Below are 24,188 nucleotides of genomic sequence, written 5' to 3'. Positions count from 1 at the left end.
GAAACAGCTCTGCATCTGGGAACAATGACAAAATAATTAAAGTTTGTCGGAAAATCTTTCTATGAGTGCGCGTATACTTCCATTTTTAGCAAATAAAATTATCCTCAAAAAAATTACTGTCCTTTTTCACTTAAAACAAATTCACAAAAACGCCTGTCAAAAGCGAAAATAAAAACACAAACAAAATATAAAACACAAAATGTTTGATTCCGAGTGAAGTTTTCAATGCGCCAAGATTTGTAATTTTTGTTGCAGGTCCTGTAATCATAAAAGCGGCAGCACTTCCAGCACTCATTCCATTGTAAAGCCATTCCTGTAAAAGTGGAACTGTTCCGCCACCGCAGACATGTTGAGACGGTAGTATTGATGTCAAGGGTTGGTAAATAAGGAACTGAAAAAGTGTAGGAAACAAGGGATTTCCGGGAGTTGGGACTGTTTAGACAACGGTTCTGGCTCCCGGATTTTTTATGTCTGATTGCTCCGTGGAAACATATCAAGATGAAAAATAGGCAGAGGATTGAGTACACGGGATTGATATGGGAAGGTTGTGGAGATAGGATTGTTAAATGGGGGTTGAGTAGATAAAATGGTTGTAAAAGGGCTAGTTATCATGTACAATAATGAATATAAGTGTTGATTAGCCTATATGGAAATGTTATCAGAGTAGATTACCTATTTGTAGAGGAGATGAGGTATGGACAATTATAAAAAAGTTCATTTCATACCACCACATACCGCAGAAACGAGACAAGCGTATCGGAATCTATTGTCGTGTCAGTACGAATAGTTCAGAGCAGTTACACAGTTTGGTCGCTCAAGTATCACATTTAACAAAAATAACGGCGGCTACACCGCAATGGCTTCTTGTGGATGTTTATATGGATATTTCTACTAGCAAAACAGGTTCTTCACGCAAGGAATTTAACCGTATGCTGGATGATTGTACATCCCATAAATTAGATATTATTTTTACGAAGAGCATTAGCCGTTTTGGAAGAGATACTGTTGAAACTATAGAAGCATTGAGCAAATTAAAGAAAGCTGGTGTTCGTGTAATATTTGAACAGGAAGAACTTGATACAGCAAACACAGACAGTGACTTAATGATTTCAATTATTGAATCTTTTGCACAAGCAGAAAATGAGTCTCGAAGTGAAAATATAAAATGGGGCATTAAGCAAGGAGCAGCTTCAGGAACCTCAAAATTATATGATAGAAAGTGTTATGGGTATAAACATAATGAAGAAGGTAAGTTAATTATTGATGAAGAAACAGCAGAAAATGTAAAGCTGATATTTGAATTATATTTGAGTGATCAAAGTATTTTGGGGATTATTAAAGAACTTGAAAAGCGAAAAATTCCTTCTCCTACAGGAAAAGAGAAATGGTGTAAGAGAACAATAGATGTCATGCTGAGTAATGAGAAGTACACAGGGGATGTTCGATTGTTGAAAACAAGTAAAAGCGAAGTTCATTATATGGCAACAAATAATAACCCGGCGATAATATCTAAAGAAGTTTTTGAAGCAGTACAGATTGAAAAGGCTCAAAGGAGTAATATGGTAAGGGGGGGGGATAGTGGTAGTAAGCGAAAGAGCCAAAAGTATACTTCAAAAAAAGAAGCATAGAGGTAATGATTAATATTAGAAATACAGATGGAGTGATAATATGATTGCAAAACCTAATTTACAAATTGATGAGCAAATTTTAAAAACGGATAAAGTTATATGTCGTCATATCAGTAATATGAGTAATTTATCAAGAGGGCAGATTTCGCAAGACATTCTTTCTCAACTTCGACATTTTGTAGAACATATTATGCTAAAAGTCTATGCTAATGACGATGATATAGAAGATTCACATGAAAATATTCAAAAAGCTGTTAAATATGTAAAAAACGAGAGTTCTTTACGTCATTTGTCGCGCTTTCATCATTTTTTGCAAGTATCAGTTTCACATCGTACTTTAGAAGAAGAGAATTCAGAACGGTTGATGTTGAAATATTATGAATACCTGCTTCGTATAAAAAATTTTTTACATGAAAAATATTCGATTGACGTGCTTTCCAATCTTGAACAGTTTCCATTAGAAGCTGATGATTGTTTTAAAGAATATTATGAGAAAATTGCTCAAAAAGTAGATCAATATAAAACTCCTATTAGAAATGGTTTCCGATTCGATCGTTTCTATATTCATACAATTAAACCATTCTTTTTTGGCAATAAAATATACTATGAAGTTGCTTTTATTTCTGCAAATGATAGATCAAGTAAAACGGACCGTATAATTGCGTTTACTAATATTGAAATTACAGATTTTTATGCGGTTAAATTTGCCATTGCCGATAATTATATAGATTTGTTTGACAAACAAATGCCGATTCGAATTATCGTGGATTGGGAAGTAAGTATTCGTCCATGCGAGTTTTCAAATTTTAGTAAACTCATAGATAATAATGAACTTACTCCAGGTCAATCAGAACAGCGAAATTTTGCTCGATATTTAACTGAAACAGGAGTAAGTTTGTCTGAAATTATTATGTTTTCAGATGAGGTTTACCAAGAAGTCCATGATAGAATAGTACCTAAAGGCAACACTCGACATTTTTTTGATGTACTTGATACTTGTCGATCGATTATAAAAAATGAAAAACCGGGTTGCAATGTTCTTCGGTATTTGCTTCATCATATGACGAACAGAATTATTAAAGATCAGTATAAAGAGCATTGAAAATGGAATTATCAAGAATGCAAGTATGAATATGTAGGAGGAAATTTTAAGCTTTCACATCTTTATTTAGCTTATGAATGTATTCCTTTTGATACAATGCCTTTTTGTTCCGCTTTGAAACATCACGTACCGAGCATTTCAGATTTATTTGATTGCCTTGATGTTACTGGACGTGAACATGAGATTTTAGCATGGGTGGTTAAAAATAATACAGAGCAGAAAGGAGTTCTTTTTACGTCATTAGAAAAATGTGAAAATGATAGTAAGTATAAGCTAGGTGATATTAATGATGTTGATATGCTCGTTAAAACCTACAATAGGAAATTATATACTAGTGAAAAGCAACAAGCTCGCAAGTTAATAATAAAGAATGATCATATTTTTATTGAGAGTTATAAAGATGATACCCTTGCAATTATTCAAAGAATAAAAAGCTTGGCAATGAATGGTGTGGAAAACTATTCTAATATGGTGAATCATTGGCTTCAAAATACAGATTACCAAATTGATTCTGACGAAAAGAGAAAAGTACTTATAAATATGTTCACCAAGTCACAGGTTTCTGTAATATATGGTTCTGCAGGCACCGGCAAAACAACTCTTATAAATCATGTTTCGCACCTTTTTAATAATTATTCTAGGATTTATTTAGCTCATACAAATCCTGCGGTGAATAATCTTAAGAGAAAAGTTGCTGCATCATCAAATTGTGAGTTTATGACGATTACTAAGTTTATAAATACAAAGGATTTGAAACGAGATTATGACATTCTTATAATTGATGAATGTAGTACTATTAGTAATCAAAATATGAGAAAGTTGCTTGAACTTGCGAAATTCAAGCTACTTGTCTTAGTTGGAGACACTTATCAGATAGAAGCTATTGAATTTGGTAATTGGTTTGATGCTGTTCGTAGTTTTTTGCCGAAATCAGCAGTTTGTGAATTAACTAAGCCATATAGAAGTGACAGTAAGCAGCTACTTGCATTATGGGATAATATACGCAGAATGGAAGATGATGTCCTTGATAGATTGCAAGGTGGTGAATTCTCAGCTAACCTTGATCCTTCTATTTTTGCTTCTGTCGAGGACAAAGAAATAATTCTTTGTCTGAATTATGGCGGACTATACGGAATTAATAATATTAATCACTTTATGCAAGAAAACAATAGTGGCAAAGAGATATGGAGAGGGATACAACGATATAAAGTTGGTGATCCAATCCTGTTTAATGATTCTGCTGATAATTTTTTTAGTCAGAATAAAGAACAAGTGCCGATTATTCATAATAATATGAAAGCCCGAATTTTAGATTTTATAACTTTGGATAAAGACAAGCCAACCGAGCGCATTCAATTTGATATAGAGATTGATAGACCACTTATTGAGCTAAATGTGGAGGATTATGATTTTAAGATTATTGGAAGTACTGAAAACGGCAATTCAATTATCCGCTTTGCAGTTAATAAAAACAAAAGTACAGATGAGGATGATGATGGTGCTTCAAAAACAATTGTTCCGTTTCAAATTGCATATGCTGTTTCAATTCACAAAGCACAAGGATTGGAATATGATTCTGTTAAAATTATTATAACGGATGAGATTGATGAATTGATAACTCACAGTATTTTTTACACTGCGATTACTCGTGCAAGAAAAAAACTAAAAATTTATTGGACACAAGAGGTGGAAAAGAAAGTCCTTAATAGATTAGAACCGAAGAATAATAGTCATGATGTGGCCTTGCTTAAGAGCGAAATAAATTGAAATCAAATTTTTTCAAATTTATTCAAATCAAGAGTTCTTATAACTCTTGCAGGATTTCCGGCAACTACTTCACCGTCTTTAACATCATGAGTTACAACACTTCCGGCACCTACAACTGCATTTTCCCCAATCGTAACGCCTGCAAGAATTATTGCACCTGCTCCAATCCATGCATTTTTCTTAATCAGAACATCTTTTATTGTAAGAACATAGCGATCATAAAAATCGTGCTTGTTTGTCAAAACAGAAACACCGATTGCAATTTTTACATCATCTTCAATCGTGACTTTTCCTGCTGCCATACATTTAAAATACGGATTGATTGAAACACGGTTCTCGATAAAAATGTTATCGCCAATGTTCACGTAAATCGGAGGCTGAATGTAACAGTTTTCTCCCATAGAACCAAAAATCTTTTTCAACGCAATTTCATGCAGACAAGAGAAGGGTGGAACTTTATTAAAAAATGAAAGTCTTTTTGCCGTGCGTAATTTTTTTTGTGGCGCGGTTTATTTTGAATTCTTAAATCAGGTCTTTGTTCTTTCATAATCTGAATTTATCACTAAATTCAGATTATGAAAAATACTTTGTTTTTATAAGAAGACATGCCCTAAAGGTATAAATAAATTCAAACATTTTCCTGACTGTTAAACTTACTGAATCTGAACATTTCAATAAATTTTCTGACAGCCGGCGAAAGCGGCTGACCTTTTTTCCAAGCAATTACGCTGTTTGCGGTAAGTTTTGGTTTTAACGGGCGACTTACAATTTTTGAAGAAGGTGAATTATATTCAAACGGAGTTGAATTTCCGATTGTAATAAAACTAGCAAGCCCTGCCTGAACCATTAATGCTCCGTTTGTAGTAAAACTACTTGTGAACATTAATTTTTTTTCATCAAAATATTCACCCAGCCAAGAAAGAATTTCGTTTTGAACATTAGAGCGGCGTGGAAGAATTAAAGGTTTGTTTTCAAAATCTTTTGGTGTTATATATTCTTTTTTTGCCAAAGGATCATCTGCATTTATCAAAGCAACCCATTCTTCACATTTTTCAAATCGAACAAACGAAAATTTTTCTATATCAATCGGTTCAAGTAAAATTCCAATGTCGATAATTCCTTTTTTCATTTGTTCTTTTATTACATCAGCATTTGCTGTAAAAATATCGTAAGTTACGGCCGGGTGAAAATTCTTAAAATCTTTGATTAGTTCAGGCAATATTTTCATAGCTGCCAATTCACCGCAACCAAAAGAAATTTTTCCTTCAAGAAATTCGTCCTGTTCTGTAAGTTCGTTTTGAGTTTATTCTACAAGCGAAAGAATTTCTTCTGCACGGCGGAGGAATAAAAACCTTCGTTTGTAAGCGTAATTTTTCTTGGTCAGCGGATAAAAAGTTTTACACCAAGGCTTTCTTCCAAGTCCTGCATCTGGCGGCTAAAGTTGGCTGTGTAACATTTAAAACTTCTGCAGCACGGTTAATTCCTTCTTCACGCGCAACGGCAAGAAAATATCTTAATGTACGAATTTCCATAACAAAACTATACCATAAAACATTTTTTGGTTAAGGAAGTTTTCTCATTTTTGGAGAATCAATTTTTCAACTTCTTCTTTATTCGGCATAACACAAAGCGCACCTTTTTTAGTTGTTATCAAAGAAGAAGCAGCGTTGGCAAATACAAGCATGTGTTCAAGGCGTTCTTCTGTAAAATCATTGTAACCGTTTTGAAGAATTTCATGCAGAATACATGCGCAGAATGTGTCGCCGGCACCTGTTGTATCAATCGTTTTGACATTTGTAAAAGTCGGAACAGCTTTTTCAAGCAAACTTTTCCCGTTATCAAAAAATCCGACGCAGCCGTTTTTGCCTCTTGTAACTGTAATAAGCGGAATATTAAATTTTTTTCTTAATTCAAGAATTCCATCTTTAATCTGCGGTTTTCCTGTAACAAACTCAAGTTCTTCTTCGGCAATCTTCAAAATATTGCACATACTTATTCCATAAAGAATTCTTTCTTTTGCGTGAGATTCATTATCCCAAAGCATCATTCTGAGGTTCGGATCAAACGAAAGTAAAACGTCGCTTTTTTTTGCAAATTCAAGCGTTACCTCTGTTGCGGAATTTACAGGCTCGTTTGTCATAGAAAGAGTTCCGTAATGAAGAATTTTTGACGAAGCAATCAAGTCAAAATCAATTTCTTCTTTTTTTAACGAGCAGTCGGCACTGTTATTTCTGTAAAAAGAAAAACTTCTGTCGCCGTCCTCTGCAGTTCTTACAAAGGCGAGTGTTGTTTTTTCTGACTTTGATATAACAAGATTTTCAGTTCCGATACCCAACGCAGCAATTCTTTCTTTTAACATATTGCCGAACATATCATCGCCGACTTTTCCTATAAACGAAGTTTTGTGACCCAGTTTTTGAAGCATCGCCAGAACATTGCACGGAGCGCCGCCAGGATTTGCCTCAAGCATCCAGTTTCCGTTCTGACTTATTCCATTTTGGATAAAATCAATTAACAGTTCACCAAGCGCAACTACATCAAATTTTTTATCTTTCATATCGCCCTCACTTACAGAATAACTTAAAATGCAAAACTGTATGCATTATATAAAATATTGCCGGATAAAGTATTTACAACGCTGAATGTTTTTGATTCGAGCGGAATAAAAAATGCGTTTGTAAAAGCGTATTCTCCGTCGTTTACAAAAACTTCTGCTGAACATGTATCGCACAAAATTCGTAACTTTATTTTTCCGTCGGAATTTGGAAGAACTTTCATACTTCTTGATTTTGTGTTTCCGCCACCGTCAATTGTTCTGCTTCTGTCAAAAGTCAGTTTTTTTGTTTTTGCATCATAAACAATTGTTGCCGAATAATCTTTACTTTCTGCAATATTCAAAATAAATTTTCCTTCTTCATTTTGTGGAACAGAAAGTACAAATTCTGCATCAAATTGTCTTAAACACAAACCGCTGATAACTTGTTTTTTTGCCGAAGATTCGATAATTCCCGAAAAGTTTTTATCCCTGTAATTTTCAATTTCTTTTACAGGATTCTGGTAAAGTTTTCCGTTAGGCAAATTAATTTCGCGTGGAATTGTCATCATTCCTGACCACAAATATTTTCTTGGAGTAATATAACTTTCCCAGCTTTGCATCCAGGCAATCATAATTCTTCTTCCATCACTAGCAACAGTTGTCTGCGGTGCGTAAAAATCAATTCCGTAATCAATTTGGGCTGCAGTATAACTATTTTCAGAACGAATTTCTCTTACAAATTTTGCAGAAGTCAAATCAAGGCTTCCTGTCATATACACGCTGTTGTTTCCGTTATGAAAGCCGAGTTTTTCATCTTCTTTCATTTCCTGAGGAGATAAAATAATCACATCTTTGCCGTCAAGTTTGAAAATATCGGGACATTCCCACATTCCGCTTAAACCGTCACGACTTTCGTCAACAAGCCCCACATAATTCCATTCATGCAAATCTTTTGATTCAAACAGAACAAGTGCACCGAGATTATTTTTTTTCTTCAATACAGCTGCAAGAAAATATTTATCGCCTTCAGCCCAAATCTTAGGGTCTCTGAAATCGCTTCTCTGATATTCAAACGGAATATTTTTATAAGTGATTACAGGATTTTCACAAAACTTTGTATATGTTTTTCCATCACCGATTGCAATACATTGTTCCTGAACAGTTTTTCCATCTTCTTCGTGAACGCCTGTGTAAGCAATAATATGTTTTCCGTCTTTTTCAAAACTTGTTCCCGAAAAACATCCGCCATTATCTACATCAGTATCAGGAGCAAGAGCAACATCCTGAATATTCCACAAAATAAAATCTTTTGAAGTTGCATGAGCCCAATGCATCGGCCCCCAATGAGTAGAATACGGGTGATATTGCGCAAAAAGATGAATCTCATTTTTAAAAACTGAAAATCCGTTCGGGTCATTTATCCAACCGCATGGCGAAGCAAAATGAAACTTCGGGCGTTCTTCAGCAAACCTATCGTCAGCTTTTAACTCATTCTGAATTTTATTCTGTTCATTATTGGCATTATTCAACATGTGTGTCATAAATTTCCCCACATTTCTTTTGTAATTCTGTTCATATATCCTGTGCGGATTTCATTCATCAGCGGAACCGGAACATTGTCGTTTTTTGCAAAAAATTCAAAGCCGCATTTTTGCTGAACGCGTTTTGATTTTTCGTTTCCTTCGTAATAGCCGCACCAGACTGTTGTCATTTTTAAATCTTCAAATGCACGGCGCAAAAGTTCAGTTGCAATTCCCTGCCGCCTAAAATCGGGATCAACTGCAAGATGATGAATAAAACCGCGACGACCGTCATGACCGCTTAGAATAACGCCGACAACTTTTTCATTCCGAACACAAACAAAACACGTTTTTGAATTTCGCTCCAGATATTTTGAAATGCCTTTTTCGCTGTCATCAACATTATTGAATCCCATATTTTTGCATTTCATCCAAAGTGAATAAACGCTTTCATAATCTGATTTTTGCATCAATCTGAATAAATTTTCCATAAACAAACAGTAGCATTTTTTCTTATTGAAGTCGAGGGAAGAATATTAAATCTGTAACTTTGTCAATTATAAAACAATTAAATAATATTCATTAATTTATTCAATTAAGATATACTATGATGAGAAAATATTGTAATATACGAAGAGCAGAAGTGCCATAAATGGATATGAAAATCTTGAACTTTACGAACTAAATGGAAATAATTTAATGCATACAAAGAAAACCCTTATCACAACATCAATAATCTTTTTTCTAAGTATAATATGCGCGCAAAATTCCTTTGCAGAAAGTTTTGTTGGCAAAAAAATTCTTTCATTTGATTTGGGATATCTTCAGACAGGGCTTGAAAACCGTGGCTGGGGTCTTGGCGTAAATTATGAAATACAGATGTTCAAATTCCTTTCGCTGCGACCTGCTTTTTCTCACATGACACTCTGGCCAAAAGAAACAGATTTAGTTGTCACAACTGTTGGTGTAAAAGCTGATGTTTTATTCTATCCGTTTTTCAAAGGTCTTGACGGTCCGTATATCGGTACCGGGATGGGAACAGATTTTGTAATGTTTTCAAATTCAAATATGCAAAAAGAAACAGCCATAACAGTTGCCGCTCCGATTGTAGGCTGGAAGTTTTCGATTCTTGATTATGTTTTTATTGACCCGTTTTTGAGTTACAGAATTTTAATAAACCGTTCAGATTTAAATTCTCCTCAGGTTGCAGATTATTTTTCCAACAAAATTAAATGGGGAATAAAATGTAAAATCAATCTGTCAAAGATTTTTACGAAGTAGCGACCATATTTCATTTTTTTAAGGTTGAATATTCTGTTTATTGACAAAAAATTTTGCGATGATAGAACAGAACTTTCTGTAATGACTTTTGGTTCACTCGGAATTGCACCTGAATTCAAGCGCAAAGGCTATGGAAAAAGTTATTGGATTATTCAGTACAAAAAGTAGCTGAACTCGGTTGCGGTGCGTTATTTATAGACAGATTTTTAAGAATTACTTTTTTGTCATCAGAAATTCTATAACTTTCAATCGCTTTCTGTATCGTTTTTTTATGACACCATGCAGAAAGTTTTCTACCTTGAAGATACATAAAAGTTGAATCCCACTGTTTAGCCAAAGCAGTGGCAAAGAACCATGAAATCATCATATTAATGTAATAGTCATCACTTTTAATGTCGGCAACTATTTTCAAATAAGAGGGCTTGAAATTTTCATCCAAAAAAAAGCACATCAGCATTCTTATGGCAAATCTTTTGTAGTAAGTTTTATCAACAGAAATCCATTCCATTATTTTTTTCAAAAGCAAATCCGGTTTTCGCTTCAAGGCAGAAGGTTTTAATGTATCACATACAGCCCAGTTATCTATAAATGGAATAAATTGATCAATACGTTGAACACAAATTTCTGCATCCTTAATCCGTTCAATTAAATAACCATGCAATACATTTTCTTCAAAATATTTATGCGGCAGACTGTCAAAAAAATCATCGGTGTTTCCATACTCCTGAACTTTTTTTGCAGTCTGACGCAACAAAGGGAATCGAACACCAATTACAGAATTTAAATCCAAACCCGGAATCAGCCTGCACTGAAATAGTTTGAATTCTGAATCAGAATAAGAAAATAAATCGGAATGTAATTTTGTAAAATCAAACAATTTGAAACTCTCCATTGAATTTAAACAAAAAAAAGCCGACGGCCACCTACTTTCCCGCTCTCGCAGTATCATCGGCGCAGGGGAGCTTGACTTCCGTGTTCGGAATGGGAACGGGTATTTCCTCCCCGCCATGGCCACCGGCATCATAAGAGCCGCATCAGAGGCTGAAAACTTTGCCTCAGGGAAGTACCCTTCCAGGCTGCAAAGTCTTGGCGGAACACTGTCCGCAGAAAGAAACAAAATGATTTTTGAAGGAACAATATGGCCAAGCCTCACGACCTATTAGTACCGCTCGGCTGTGCACGTCGCCGTACCTGCACCTGCGGCCTATCAACCGGGTGGTCTGCCCGGGGTCTACAGGGGAGTCATGCTCCCAGGGATGTCTAATCTTGAGGCGGGCTTCCCGCTTAGATGCTTTCAGCGGTTATCCCTTCCGAACTTAGATACCCGGCACTTGCTCCTGGCGGAACAACCGGTACACCAGAGGTTCGTCCACCTCGGTCCTCTCGTACTAAAGGCAGCTCCTCTCAAACATCCAACGCCCGCAACAGATAGGGACCGAACTGTCTCGCGACGTTCTGAACCCAGCTCACGTACCGCTTTAATTGGCGAACAGCCAAACCCTTGGGACCTGCTCCAGCCCCAGGATGCGATGAGCCGACATCGAGGTGCCAAACTTTCCCGTCGATGTGAACTCTTGGGGAAAATCAGCCTGTTATCCCCGGAGTACCTTTTGTCCGTTAAGTGATGGCCCTTCCACTCGGAACCATCAGATCATTAAGACCTGCTTTCGCACCTGCTCGAGATGTCTCTCTCGCAGTCAAGCCCCCTTGTGCCTTTACACTCGCGCCCTGATTCCCAACCAGGGTGAGGGGACCTTCGCGCACCTCCGTTAAACTTTGGGAGGCGACCGCCCCAGTCAAACCGCCCGCCTAGCACTGTCCGCTCTCCCGCTTCAGGGAAAGCGTTAGAAATCCCATCCGTCAGGGCTGGTATTTCACCGGCGGCTCCGCGCAACCTGACGGCCACGCCTCTCTGCCTCCCAGCTATCCTACACATGACGAATAGAATCCCAATGCTAAGTTGCGGTGAAGGTTCACGGGGTCTTTCCGTCTGATTGCGGGTATCCGGCTTCTTTACCGGAACATAAATTTCACCGAGTCTCGCGTTGAGACAGTGCCCAGAATCGTTACACCATTCATGCGGGTCGGAACTTACCCGACAAGGAATTTCGCTACCTTAGGACCGTTATAGTTACGGCCGCCGTTTACCGGGGCTTCGGTTCGCACCTTCGGATTGCTCCTGAGCGCTCCCCTTAACCTTCCGGCACCGGGCAGGTGTCACCACCTATACGTCCCATTGCTGGTTCGCAGATGGCTGTGTTTTTGATAAACAGTCGCCTGGGCCTGCTTTCTGCCGCTCCCAAACCTTTCGACCGGGAGCCACACTTCTTCCGAAGTTACGTGTGCATTTTGCCGAGTTCCTTAACGCGAGGTCGCTCGTGCGCCTTAGATTACTCATCCTTCCTACCTGTGTCGGTTTCCGGTACGGTTCCAACCAGCCTGACCTTAGACAGTATTTCCCGGCACCTTGACTCTGTCCGCTTCGTCCCTCCGTAAAGGGAATCGCTCTCAGCTCAGCTCAGCATACGGATTTGCCTGTATGCCTCTTCACCTTGCCGCCTCGACGGGAACTACCGTTCTCCCGCCGGACTTCGCCTCATGCGTCCTGCCTTCGAAACTGATTGAAGTGACGGAATATTCACCGCCTTCCCATCGGCTACGAGTTTCCTCCTCGCCTTAGGGGCCGACTTACCCGGGGCAGATTGCCTTTACCCCGGAAACCTTAGGTTTTCGGCGGACGGGGATCTCACCCGTCTTTGCGTTACTTATGCCTGCATTCTCTCTTCCGCTTCCTCCAGCACCCCTCACGGGCATGCCTTCCTGGGTTGGCGGAATGCTCCCCTACCAGTCATACCTTACGGTATGAATCCGCGGCTTCGGTATCATGCTTAGCCCCGCTACATTGTCTGCGCACGGGTGCTCGACCAGTGAGCTGTTACGCACTCTTTCAAGGAATGGCTGCTTCTAAGCCAACCTCCTGGCTGTCTGTGCATCCGCACTTCATTTCACACTCAGCATGATTTGGGGACCGTTAGCCGGCGGTCCGGGCTGTTTCCCTCTCGACTACGAACCTTGTCGCACGCAGTCTCACTCCCGTGGGCTGGTTTGTGGCATTCGCAGTTTGATCGGATTCGGTAGGATTTGACTCCCCCTCGGCCGTCCAGTGCTCTACCTCCACAAACTTTCCACGAGGCTGTCCCTAAAGGCATTTCGGGGAGAGCCAGCTATCTCCATGTTTGTTTAGCCTTTCACTCCTTACCACAGGTCATCGCTACCTTTTTTAACAGATTACCGTTCGGTCCTCCACAGGGTTTCACCCCTGCTTCAACCTGCCCATAGTAAGATCACATTGGCTTCGGGTCCACGACGTGTGACTTTTCGCCCTGTTCGGACTCGCCTTCGCTCCGGCTCCGGGACTTCTATCCCTTGGCCTCGCCGCACACCGTGACTCGCAGGCTTATTCTACAAAAGACACGCCACAGGCAGCTATTCCCGTGACATCTTGCCGGTCCATGGTTTCAGGTTCTATTTCACTCCCCTCACCGGGGTTCTTTTCGCCTTTCCCTCACGGTACTTCTTCACTATCGGTAGCTGCGCAGTATTTAGCCTTGGATCGTGGTCGACCCGGATTCAGACAGGGTTTCTCGTGCCCCGCCCTACTCAGGTACCGCACCACGGAGTGGGATCGCGTTTCGCGTACGCGGCTGTCACGCTCTTCGGCAGAACTCTCCGGTTCCTTCCGCTACGCATCCCTTTGCTTTCTCCGCGGGTCATCCCCGTGCGGCCCTACAACACCGCTTATCGCGGTTTGGGCTCTTCCGCTTTCGCTCGCCGCTACTTACGGAATCTCTTTTGATTTCTTTTCCCGGATTACTTAGATGGTTCACTTCATCCGGTCTGGCTCCGCCAACCTATTTTATTCAGTTGCGCGGTGACGGAATCTCTTCCGCCGGGTTACCCCATTCGGTTATCCGGGGATCACTGGATGTGTGCTCCTTCCCCCGGCTTTTCGCAGCTTGCCGCGACCTTCTTCGCCCCGCAGCTCCATAGGCATCCGCCATGGACCTATTTTCGCTTGGCCATATTGACCCTTCCGCATCTCTCTTTCAATCGATGCGCCTTCATTTCGTTTCCTTCCCTCTGTATTTCAAAGAACTAATAATCATTTAACAGATAAGGAAAGGAAAGAAGAATATAACTCAAGGACTGCACCGTACACCGGTGCCTTTACCTTTCTCTCAGAAAGGAGGTGATCCAGCCGCACCTTCCGGTACGGCTACCTTGTTACGACTTCACCCCCCTCGCCGGGCATACCTTCGGCAGCGGCCCCCGTTTCCGGTTAGCCTGCCGACTTCGGGTATCCCCGACTCGGATGGTGTGACGGGCGGTGTGTACAAGGCCCGGGAACGTATTCACCGCGCCGTGCTGATGCGCGATTACTAGCGATTCCAACTTCATGGAGTCGGGTTTCAGACTCCAATCCGGACTACGGCCGGTTTTCTGCGCTTCGCTCCACCTCGCGGTCTCGCTTCGCTCTGTACCGGCCATTGTAGCACGTGTGTAGCCCTGGGCATAAGGGCCATGATGACTTGACGTCGTCCCCACCTTCCTCCGGCTTGTCGCCGGCAGTTCCGCCGGAGTCCCCAACTTTACTTGCTGGTAACCGACGGTAGGGGTTGCGCTCGTTGCGGGACTTAACCCAACACCTCACGGCACGAGCTGACGACAGCCATGCAGCACCTGTGCACGGTTCCATTGCTGGACCCCCGGATCTCCCCGGTATCACCGTGCATGTCAAACCCAGGTAAGGTTCCTCGCGTACCATCGAATTAAACCACATGCTCCACCGCTTGTGCGGGCCCCCGTCAATTCCTTTGAGTTTCACCCTTGCGGGCATACTCCCCAGGCGGCACACTTATCGCGTTTGCTTCGGCACCCACCCTCATGGGCGGACACCCAGTGTGCATCGTTTACTGTGCGGACTACCAGGGTATCTAATCCTGTTCGCTCCCCGCACCTTCGCACCTCAGCGTCAGTAATCTGCTGGCAGCCTGCCTTCGCCATCGGTGTTCTTCCAGATATCTACAGATTTCACCCCTACACCTGGAATTCCGGCTGCCCCTCAGCTACTCTAGTTGCACAGTTCCCGGCGCATCCCGAGGTTAAGCCTCGGGCTTTCACACCAGGCTTGCGTAACCGCCTACATGCCCTTTACGCCCAATGATTCCGAACAACGCTCGCAACTTACGTGTTACCGCGGCTGCTGGCACGTAATTAGCCGTTGCTTATTCGCAGGTTACAGTCATCGTACCGGCATTCCCTCTGGCCCTTATTCCTCACCCGCAAAAGGACTTTACAACCTTCCGGCCTTCATCGTCCACGCGGCGTCGCTCCGTCAGGGTTTCCCCCATTGCGGAATATTCTTAGCTGCTGCCTCCCGTAGGAGTCTGGGCCGTATCTCAGTCCCAATGTGTCCGTCCACCCTCTGAGGCCGGATACCCGTCATTGCCTAGGTGGGCCTTTACCTCACCTACCAGCTGATGGGCCGCGGGCCGCTCCTCCGGCGCCCCCGTAGGGGCTTTCCATCCACATCTCCAACCTGTGGATTCGTATCCGGTATTATCCTGTATTTCTACAGGCTATCCCCGTCCGAAGGGTGCGTCACCCACGTGTTACTCACCAGTCCGCCGCTCTCGCAGATAGCAAGCTATCTGTTCCCGCTCGACTTGCATGCTTAAGACGCGCCGCCAGCGTTCGTTCTGAGCCAGGATCGAACTCTCCATGATTTATTCCTCGGCCCGAAGGCCTGGGATTTTTCATTTTGTTACGAACCGGCTCCATCTCATACTGACATGGAATTGGTTTTTCTTTTTCCTTGCGTCACCTTCCTGAACAGTTTTTCCTGCTCATTCTGTCTCTTCTTTCCTTCCCTTTTCTGTCAAATAACTTTTATTTACTACCACTGTTTAGTGGCGATGTATAAGACTATATCATATTCACTATTAGCACGTCAATAGCAAAAGACGAAAAAAGTGAAAAATTCTTTTATTTTTTCAAAAATTCTTCATGGCGTGCTATTTCTTTTGTTATATTCTGCGCTTCGGCCAAATTTGAAGCAAAGTCACTGTCAGAAAGAGAAATCTGTGCAGATTCGGGATCTGAAGTGTATTTTTCGAACACAAGTTTTCCAATAGAAGCATATGTTTTTTCGAGTTTGGAATTAAGACGGCTTATTTCAATACGATGCATTGACTTGTCGCCGAATTCACTGAGTCTGTTACCGGCAATTTTAAGCCCTTTTTTTGATGACTCCACACCTTTGTCGATATAGCCGAGAATTGTCTTTCCCAAATCTGATGACTTTTTGTCAGATAATTCTTCTTTCCCGGCAGAAACCTTTTCTTCATTCAAAACATCATTTTCAGCCATAATTTCCTCCAATATGGAAGTTCGCATTGCAAACCAGTTAACTTCGCAAACTTCGGGTTAAAAATCCGATGCAAACCGGAAACCCCGGTACAAGGCATACTATATGCAAATTTAATTCAACAGAGAGCAGAATTCAAGTTTTATTTTATTTTCAGCCTTAAAATTTTATGGATTAAGCTTCCATTCGCCATATTCGTCAACAATCTGGGTTTTCATACTTGCCATCGGGCGCCATGTGACTCCGAAAGTAAAATACGGATGGTAGTCGTAGGATTTTTTATTGTCATCCCCTGTTACGGCTCTTGGTTTGAATGTAAGACTTGCAGACATATCCCAGTCACAGAGCTTATGTGTTATACTTATTTTAAGATTTTTAATTTTGAACCCCGAAGATTTTCTTACTGTCTGGTCGGGATCGAAAAATGCGTCATCACTCCAGAAAACAAATGAATTCCACAGGTCTACAAAAGGATTTTTTTCACCGCCGATTGTATCTTCATAACCGATATAATCCTGGAAATACCTGAAAATAACGCTGTTTCTTGATTCAGAAGTAAAGGAAAGTTCAAAAAACTCGTTGATCTTAAACGAAATTGACGGTGCAAACCTGAAATAACTGTTTGTTGGCCTGAGACAGTCGTAAACAATACTGGTGCTAAGGGACGGCGCCCATGTAATGCGGTTTTTCCAGTAGCGGTACGTTTTTGACTTTGTAGAATATGCAAGCGAGGCAGAATACGGAATAAATTCTTTGTCTGTTTTCATTTCCCAGTCAGTAAGTTTTCCCTGATCGTCTTTTTTGGGTTCGTAGCCGTTGGTATACTGCATTGTGTAGGCCAGCTGAAGATTGTTCCAGGAAAGGGCTATTTTAAGCGCATCGGCATAATCGTCTTCAAGTTCGTAGTTGAATGATTCGGTAAGAGAAAGCGTACTGTCAAAAAGTTTAAGTGATGCTGACTGTTTAAACGGTTTCAAAACAAAGGTTTCGTCATCTTTGGATTTCTGTTCAACTCCTGAAGAAAATGACAGCGACAGGAAAGGAAATGTAAGTTTTAATGAAGCATCGTATTCATCTACCTGAGGCGGAAGAGTCGTGGAAAGCGTCAGTACCTGCGAAAATTTGTCTTCAACTGCCGAAAGTGTTGCACTTAGTGTATGCGCGGTAACAGAGTCACTGTCGGTAAGGTCCGATGTGATGTAGTCCCATTCGGGATTGGTTTCATCGCCCAGAAATTCGGTGCGAAGAACTTTTACTGTTGTATTCCAGTTTAAACCGGTATTTTTGAATACTGTTGAATAGGCAAACGGATTGAATGAAACTGAATTTGTTCCGGTAAGATCCAGTTTTCTTGCATTGTAGTCTGTTTTTCTGACTGAAGAAGCTGAACTTTCTGTGTAGCCGTCAAGATTGGGGTGTTCCTGATAAACTGGGTTGAACGAAAGAGTATTTGTCATGGAAGCAAATGAGCCGCCGTAACTGAAGCTGCTTGTAAGCGTTGAAGGAACTTTTACCTGGTAGTATGAAGAATAAAGGTTGCTCCAGCTGAAGTCACCGGGCTTTTTCAAATCTGACGAATTGTATGAAAGCTGCGACGTATACTGCGGGTTTATACTGTAGCCGAGCGTATACTTAAGGCCACCGAGTGTAACAAGGGAATGTTTCTGCGATGGTTCAAGAAGCGGAAGATCCTTTTCTGAAAGGACTGTTTCTTCAGAAGCTTTTTCTTCTTTACCGTCGGCCTGTTCTGCCAGAGCTGCGGTTCTTTCTGTATTTTCTGCGGAACCACCTTCTGTAGAAGAAGCGTCAGATTCTTTTTTTGAAGACTTATTCTGCGGAACAGAAATAATTTCAGGAGCCACAAGCGGTATGTCGAATTTTATCTTTTCTGCAGACTTTGCTTTTTTTACAGACGGGGGATATTGTATAATTGTTCCTGATATTTTTGAACTTATTTTGAACGGAGTAACCTGTGACGGATAATAAAAACTTCTTTCGGGGGAATAATTTTTATTTTCGCGTGAATAGAATTCAGGATCGTCAGAAGAATTTCTTGTCTTTGAACTGAAGGCAACAGACGAATTTATTCCGGATAGAGAGAGGGAATTTATAAAAGGCTTTACTGCATCGGGCAGCGGCACTGTATAGGAACCTGTTGCATTCCATGTAAACGATGATGTCTGGCTTGACTTGTCATTTTCTTCCTTTGTCTGTCCGGCACCGCTCATCAAAAAGCCCAGCCAGTCAATGTATTCGGAACGTTCGTCAAAATCTTCGGTAAAATAAGGGTCACTGTAAACAGGAAGTGACAGTGTAAGTGAAAAAGGCTTTGACATAGAAAGTTTGAAACTGGCCCCGTAGCGGAACGGAAGTTCAAGTCCCATAAAATTTGACGAGTCGGAATAAGTTTTTCCTGATTCAAAATATGGAGTATAACCGCCGCTTGTGGAATTTATTGTATTTGTAAAACCAAGCTTGACAAATCCTTCTATACCGCTGATATATTTTTTTGGTTTGTATGCACCCTGAATTCCGGCCATTATTCCGAGGTTTGTATAATAGTCGCCCATTATTTTAAGATAATTGTCGGTATTACCTTTGTAATCTTCGTCAAGGTTATGCAGAACAAGCCCTTCCCTGACCTGTTTTTTAAGTGACGTGGACTTCATGAAGTTAAAGAGTCCTTTTGTTATGTCATCTTCCGCATCACTGTCCGAAGAAGTATCCAGAGGTTTTCTTCCCAGAATATATGTTGTTGTCTGAAAAAAATACCCCGTCCGCTCGTTGTAGCCGAAGGAAGGATTGAACACCAGTTCGTCTTTGGGATAATAGAATGCCGGAAGATAAAAAATAGGGATGTTTCCGACAGAGAGGACTGCGTTAAAGAAAGCAAATTCGCCGCCGGGTAAAAGCCAGATGTTTGATGCCCAGATTTTCCAGTGCGGTTTTTCATCATCGCAGAAGGTAAGTTCTGCATTTTTGAAGGCGATTGTTCCGGAAGTGTCACGGCCGAATATTTTTGAAGAAACTATAAGCGTAGAATCTGAAGGAAGGTTTATTGCGTCACTTTTTGTCTGGACAACCCTTCCACCGTCGAAAATTCCTTCCATGGTGCGTGCATTGAAAAGAAGCGTCTGTGCCGTAACGTCCTGGCCGCCTTCAGAACCGCCGGTCTGTCTTAACGTAACGTTTCCGCTGGCAAAAAGCATTTCTGTTACACGGTCGTATGTTACCCTCGAAGCAGAAATTGTGGTTTTGGATTTTCCGCTTGTGACAGAAAGAATTACTGAGCCTGAAAGGATTATTTCTTCGTTTCCAGAGTCGGGATTTTTTCTGTATTCGGTGGATTCGGCATTGTCTATGCTTATTACAGAAGAATTTTTCTGTGCCAAAAGACGATTCGGATTTACTGCGGCCGCAAGAAAGACACAAATGAATGAGAAAGCAAATCTGAATATTCTGAGCCGGTTTTTATTCAGCAATGTTCCTTTCCTTTTCGCGTTCAAGCATTTCTGCTATAAATTTTCCTGTATAGCTTTTTGAACAGAGTGCAACTTCTTCGGGAGTTCCTGTTGCGACAACTGTTCCGCCGCCGCAGCCTCCTTCGGGACCCAGATCTATGATGTAGTCGGCCTGGCATATTACGTCAAGGTTGTGTTCTATCATGACAACTGTGTTTCCTTTGTCCACAAGCTGTTGTATTACTTTCATAAGCTGCTTTATGTCTACAAAATGAAGTCCTGTTGTGGGTTCGTCAAGGATATAAAGCGTTTTTCCTGTAGAAGGACGGGCAAGTTCCGCGGCAAGTTTTACACGCTGTGCTTCACCGCCGCTGAGTGTAAGTGCATTCTGGCCGAGCGTAATGTAGCCGAGCCCCACGTTTTTGAGGGTTTCCAGTTTTCTTGCTATATGCGGAATTCCTGCAAAAAAGTCTGCGGCATCTTCTATTGTCATGTCAAGTACGTCACTTATGGTCTTGCCCTTGTACATGACGTCGAGCGTTTCCTGGTTGAATCTTTTTCCGTGGCAGACATCACACTGGATAAATACGTCGGGAAGAAAATTCATTTCTATTGTAATTGTTCCGGCACCCTGGCAGTTTTCGCAGCGACCGCCCTTTACGTTGAATGAAAAACGGCCTGACTTGTAGCCGCGCGCCTTTGATTCAGGCAGGGATGCAAACAGTTCGCGGATTTTGTCGAATACACCGATGTATGTTACAGGATTGCTTCTTGGCGTTCTTCCGATAGGGCTCTGGTCTATGTTTATTACTTTGTCTATTCCTTCGAGTCCCGAAATTGATTTGTAAGCGCCGACGGGATAATCAGTGCGCATTATTCTGTTGCTTACGGCCGGGTAAAGTACGTCGCTTAAAAAAGTTGATTTGCCACTTCCAGAAACTCCTGTTATGCATGTAAAAGCTCCGAGCGGAATGTCTGCATCAATTCCCTTAAGGTTGTGCTCCGTTACACCCCGGACGCTTATAAAACTGCCGTTGCCTTTTCTGCGCTCTGCGGGTAAGTGCATGCGGATTTTTCCTGCAAGATAGCGGCCTGTTACACTGTCTTCCACTAGACTTACCTGCTGCGGGGTTCCAGAAGCCATAACGCGCCCTCCGTGAACACCTGCACCGGGGCCTATGTCTACAAGCCAGTCAGCGGTGCGCAGTGTCTGTTCGTCATGTTCAACTACAATAACTGTGTTTCCAAGATCGCGCAGATATGTAAGCGACTTAATAAGGCGTTCATTGTCACGCTGGTGAAGACCTATTGACGGCTCGTCAAGAATATACATTACTCCGGTAAGACCGCTTCCAATCTGTGTAGAAAGGCGTATGCGCTGAGCTTCACCACCGCTGAGTGTTGCGGCCGAACGTTCAAGCGTAAGGTATTCAAGCCCTACATTCTTAAGGAACTGAAGGCGCGACTTTATTTCTTTGAGTACCTGTGCGCAGATTTTCTGTTCAGTAGAAGTAAGTTTGAGATTGTCAAAGAATTCAATTGTATCTGCAACGGAAAGTTCTGTAAGATCCCAGATATTTTTATTGCCGACTGTTACACTGAGTGCTTCGGGTCTGAGACGCTTTCCGCGGCAGCTTCTGCACTCACAGTGTGACATGTATTTTTCAAGCGATTCACGGGCATTGTCACCCCACGCTTCTGCATAACGGCGGCGCATGTCTGCAAGCACACCTATCCAGGGCCGGTTGTATGTACTCTGGCCTTCACCGCTTTGCTTTTTGTAAACCCACTTTATATTGAGTGCGGAATCGCCGTTCCACAAAAAGTCTGACTGTTTTTTTGTAAGCGTATCAAGAGGAGCATCCAGTGAAAAACCTGCGGCTTTTGCAATTGCTTCAAACATGGAATGATTCCAGGACGAGTCAGGATTATACGGCGCGATTCCGTGTTCATTGAACGAAAGTTTCGGGTCGGGCATAAGAAGAGCGCGGTCATATTCCATTTTTCCGCCAAGGCCCGTGCAGTCTGGACAAGCTCCGAACGGATTGTTAAACGAAAAAAGGCGCGGCTGAAGTTCGGGGAGTGAGATTCCGCAGTCGGGACATGCATTTTGCTGTGAAAAGAAAATTTCCTGTTCAATAAAGTCTGCATTGCGGTCGTAGGACGTTCCCTTTTCATCAAGAGCGGCAGCAACTGCCTTATAGGCTTCATCTGTTTTGTACACACGCCTTAAGACGATGATTATTCCGCCTGAATTTTCAAGGGCAGTCTCTACCGAACCTGCAAGACGTTTTCTTATGTCGCTTTTTAAGGATATTCTGTCTACTACAATTTCTATTGTATGCTTTTTCTGTTTGTCAAGCTTGATTGAATCTTCGAGTTCCACCATGAGGCCGTCTATTCTTGCGCGCCTAAAGCCTGACTTTCTTGCATCTTCTATTATTTTCTGGTGTTCGCCCTTTTTTCCGCGGATAACCGGTGCCAGAAGCGTGAGTTTTGTTCCGTCTTCCCATGAAAGAATTGAATCTATTATCTGGTCAACGGACTGTTCGTTTATTTCACGGCCACAGCGGGGACAATGAGGGCGTCCTATACGTGCAAAGAGCAGCCTGTAATAATCGTAAATTTCTGTAACCGTACCGACTGTTGAACGCGGATTTTTATGTGTAGTTTTCTGTTCTATTGAAATTGCAGGGGAAAGTCCAGTGATTAAATCTACATCGGGCTTGTCCATGCGTCCCAGAAACTGGCGTGCATAGGAAGACAGGCTTTCCATATAACGCCGCTGACCTTCTGCAAACAGAGTGTCAAAGGCAAGAGACGATTTTCCGCTTCCGCTGAGGCCGCTTATGACAACCAGCTTGTTGCGAGGAATTTCTACGCTTATATTTTTAAGATTGTGCTCTCTGGCACCCTGAATAACGATTTTGTCACCGTTTACAGCGTTTACGGCCTTAATTTCAGATGCTTTCACGATTTTTACATCATAATCAAAAACGCCGAATTAAACAACATGTTTTGTAACGCATGCCCATTTGTATACCTTAAAACTGCGCAGGCTCCTAAAGATATTTTTCAAGTTCCTTTAAGTTTGAACAAAGAATAAAGAGGCGTGCCTTTATTTCGTCATCGGGCTGAATCTGGTCGGGAATCATTACAGGCTTGAGTCCTGCTCCGTAAGCCGAAAGTATTCCGTTGGGACTGTCTTCTATTGCCAGGCATTTGAGCGGATCTACACCCAGACTGCGGCAGGCTTCCATGTAAATTTCGGGATCGGGCTTGGAATGGGTTACCATGTCACCGCATGTTACAGTTTCGAAATAACCGCGCAAACCGGCATCTGCAAGTTCCTTTTCTACTACTGACTTTCTTGTGGAAGAAGCCAGTGCAAGCCGGTAACCGTGCTGTTTAAGGTAATCGAGAATTTCGCGGGCATAATACATGAGCGGCAGTCCGTTTTTATCTACATAAGCGTGAAAAAGTTCGGAACATCTTTTGCGGAATTCCATTGCAGGAAAAGACCTTCCGTACTTTTTGACAAGGTAGGCGCAGGTGTCGGGTATGCTTCTTCCTGTACAGTCAGACACGGCTGTTTCTATGTCGCTTACGGAATATTCCTGGGCGGCCTGCTTCCACATTTTGCGTGTTATGCTTTCGCTGTCAAAGAGCACGCCGTCCATGTCAAAGATTATTGCATCTATGGCGCGCTGTGTTGAACTGTTCAGTTCCTGAAGCTGGGTTTCCTTTACCCTTTCTATTACTTCCTGAATTCCGTGAACAAGAGTGTCTATTTTGTCAAGGTTGTGTACAAGGTTGAGTCTGTAGAAAATCTGTGTTCCGCGCTTGAGGGTCGTTACAAAACCGCTGTCCCTGAGTACTTTCAGATGATGTGAGACGGCTGGTCTTGACAGATGCGATTTTGCGGCAAGAGTGCTTACGTTGGCTCCACCTTCGCCGGCGTCTGCTATGTCAAGGATGAGTTTGGGGCGGTTTGCGTCACCGAGTGCGGTGAATATGGGAGCGCAGGTTGTGAACATGTCATACAGTTTTCCAAGTTCGGTTTTGTCTATGTACATACGCAAATAGTAGTGATGAAAAGAAAATAAGTCAACAACAGCAGAATGCGGCATTTACGGAATGTCCGCGCGGGTGGACGCAATTCGTCTAGATAAGTGCCGGCGCAGGTTAAAATGCTCCCAGTCAGCAAAGTTTCTAAGTAACCAGTTACTTAGAAACAACAAAAAAACAAGTCATTTCCTATTTCCGCGTCCTCCTTCGCGCATTTGAACTTTCGTTAAGATTAATCATTTTAACTGCAACGTGTCCTCCCGCGCGGACATCGTTTACATACGCTTTTGTTAAAGAAATGTATTCTGTACATATGCATTTGTAAAAAAATTAAAAAATTCTAAAAATTGTCTTGATTTTTTTTTCTGTCTTGTTTATATCTATGTTTGTACGTTTAA

General features: G+C 41.9%; 17 protein-coding genes and 3 rRNA genes. 5 read left to right on the top strand and 15 right to left on the bottom strand.

Features of this window, described 5'->3' with window-relative positions:
• Nucleotides 1-130: 130 nt before the first annotated feature.
• The gene (locus IWA51_RS05345; RefSeq protein ID WP_230402719.1) at nucleotides 131-373 is read right to left on the bottom strand and encodes a permease; all 243 of its coding nucleotides are present in this window, start codon (nucleotides 371-373) and stop codon (nucleotides 131-133) included.
• 271 nt (nucleotides 374-644) lie between these two features.
• Between IWA51_RS05345 and IWA51_RS05340 the strand changes: the two genes are divergently transcribed.
• The 3 genes from IWA51_RS05340 (at nucleotide 645) to IWA51_RS05330 (ending at nucleotide 4,497) form a co-directional block, all read left to right on the top strand.
• Nucleotides 645-1,628, top strand: a complete 984-nt coding sequence (locus tag IWA51_RS05340; protein ID WP_456243341.1) for a recombinase family protein — start codon at nucleotides 645-647, stop codon at nucleotides 1,626-1,628.
• A 40-nt stretch (nucleotides 1,629-1,668) separates the two neighbouring features.
• On the top strand, nucleotides 1,669-2,730 hold the full coding sequence (locus tag IWA51_RS05335; RefSeq protein WP_198443492.1) for a hypothetical protein: 1,062 nt from the start codon (nucleotides 1,669-1,671) through the stop codon (nucleotides 2,728-2,730).
• A gap of 114 nt (nucleotides 2,731-2,844) precedes the next feature.
• Complete coding sequence (locus IWA51_RS05330) at nucleotides 2,845-4,497, top strand: ATP-dependent DNA helicase (RefSeq protein ID WP_198443491.1); 1,653 nt, start codon at nucleotides 2,845-2,847, stop codon at nucleotides 4,495-4,497.
• 2 nt (nucleotides 4,498-4,499) lie between these two features.
• On the opposite strand, the gene IWA51_RS05325 is transcribed toward IWA51_RS05330, so the two are convergent.
• The 6 genes from IWA51_RS05325 to IWA51_RS05300 all read right to left on the bottom strand — a co-directional run bounded on the left by IWA51_RS05325 (nucleotide 4,500) and on the right by IWA51_RS05300 (nucleotide 9,044).
• Nucleotides 4,500-4,799, bottom strand: a complete 300-nt coding sequence (locus tag IWA51_RS05325; RefSeq protein ID WP_198443490.1) for an acyltransferase — start codon at nucleotides 4,797-4,799, stop codon at nucleotides 4,500-4,502.
• Between the two features lie 326 nt (nucleotides 4,800-5,125).
• Entirely contained in the window at nucleotides 5,126-5,755 is a 630-nt protein-coding gene (locus IWA51_RS05320) for a LysR family transcriptional regulator substrate-binding protein (protein ID WP_268969661.1), read from the bottom strand.
• Nucleotides 5,756-5,894: 139 nt separating this feature from the next.
• A complete protein-coding gene (locus IWA51_RS05315; RefSeq protein WP_198443488.1) occupies nucleotides 5,895-6,029 on the bottom strand; it encodes a LysR family transcriptional regulator in 135 nt (44 codons plus the stop codon).
• Between the two features lie 44 nt (nucleotides 6,030-6,073).
• Entirely contained in the window at nucleotides 6,074-7,054 is a 981-nt protein-coding gene (locus IWA51_RS05310; RefSeq protein ID WP_198443487.1) for a carbohydrate kinase family protein, read from the bottom strand.
• A gap of 23 nt (nucleotides 7,055-7,077) precedes the next feature.
• Entirely contained in the window at nucleotides 7,078-8,574 is a 1,497-nt protein-coding gene (locus IWA51_RS05305) for a glycoside hydrolase family 32 protein (protein WP_198443486.1), read from the bottom strand.
• Nucleotides 8,571-9,044, bottom strand: coding sequence for a GNAT family N-acetyltransferase (locus IWA51_RS05300; protein WP_198443485.1), 474 nt, complete (start codon nucleotides 9,042-9,044; stop codon nucleotides 8,571-8,573). Before IWA51_RS05300 ends, IWA51_RS05305 begins: the two co-directional genes overlap by 4 nt.
• 208 nt (nucleotides 9,045-9,252) lie before the next feature.
• Between IWA51_RS05300 and IWA51_RS05295 the strand changes: the two genes are divergently transcribed.
• Nucleotides 9,253-9,834: a hypothetical protein gene (locus IWA51_RS05295; RefSeq protein WP_198443484.1), complete on the top strand. Its 582-nt coding sequence runs from the start codon at nucleotides 9,253-9,255 to the stop codon at nucleotides 9,832-9,834.
• Nucleotides 9,835-9,858: 24 nt separating this feature from the next.
• Entirely contained in the window at nucleotides 9,859-10,002 is a 144-nt protein-coding gene (locus IWA51_RS05290) for a hypothetical protein (RefSeq protein WP_198443483.1), read from the top strand.
• On the opposite strand, the gene IWA51_RS05285 is transcribed toward IWA51_RS05290, so the two are convergent.
• The 8 genes from IWA51_RS05285 to IWA51_RS05250 all read right to left on the bottom strand — a co-directional run bounded on the left by IWA51_RS05285 (nucleotide 9,983) and on the right by IWA51_RS05250 (nucleotide 23,798).
• Entirely contained in the window at nucleotides 9,983-10,711 is a 729-nt protein-coding gene (locus IWA51_RS05285) for a DNA alkylation repair protein (protein WP_198443482.1), read from the bottom strand. The two genes, IWA51_RS05290 and IWA51_RS05285, sit on opposite strands and share 20 nt — an antisense overlap.
• A 33-nt stretch (nucleotides 10,712-10,744) precedes the next feature.
• Nucleotides 10,745-10,853 (bottom strand): 5S ribosomal RNA (gene rrf, locus IWA51_RS05280).
• Nucleotides 10,854-10,972: 119 nt separating this feature from the next.
• Nucleotides 10,973-13,915 (bottom strand): 23S ribosomal RNA (locus tag IWA51_RS05275).
• Nucleotides 13,916-14,076: 161 nt separating this feature from the next.
• Nucleotides 14,077-15,620 (bottom strand): 16S ribosomal RNA (locus IWA51_RS05270).
• The 16S, 23S and 5S rRNA genes sit together here, the layout of an rRNA operon.
• Before the next feature lie 259 nt (nucleotides 15,621-15,879).
• On the bottom strand, nucleotides 15,880-16,263 hold the full coding sequence (locus IWA51_RS05265) for a hypothetical protein (RefSeq protein ID WP_198443481.1): 384 nt from the start codon (nucleotides 16,261-16,263) through the stop codon (nucleotides 15,880-15,882).
• Nucleotides 16,264-16,428: 165 nt separating this feature from the next.
• Entirely contained in the window at nucleotides 16,429-19,743 is a 3,315-nt protein-coding gene (locus tag IWA51_RS05260; protein ID WP_198443480.1) for an LPS-assembly protein LptD, read from the bottom strand.
• Nucleotides 19,733-22,696 (bottom strand): excinuclease ABC subunit UvrA, encoded by a 2,964-nt coding sequence (uvrA, locus tag IWA51_RS05255; protein WP_230402716.1) that lies wholly within the window; start codon nucleotides 22,694-22,696, stop codon nucleotides 19,733-19,735. Before uvrA ends, IWA51_RS05260 begins: the two co-directional genes overlap by 11 nt.
• A gap of 88 nt (nucleotides 22,697-22,784) precedes the next feature.
• A complete protein-coding gene (locus IWA51_RS05250) occupies nucleotides 22,785-23,798 on the bottom strand; it encodes an HAD-IA family hydrolase (protein ID WP_198443479.1) in 1,014 nt (337 codons plus the stop codon).
• Nucleotides 23,799-24,188: the final 390 nt, after the last annotated feature.

Origin of the sequence: Treponema peruense (assembly GCF_016117655.1) — a bacterium.
Taxonomy (GTDB): Bacteria; Spirochaetota; Spirochaetia; order Treponematales; family Treponemataceae; genus Treponema_D; species Treponema_D peruense.
Note: the sequence above shows the minus strand (reverse complement) of the source record. Positions and strands in the feature narration are given on the sequence as shown.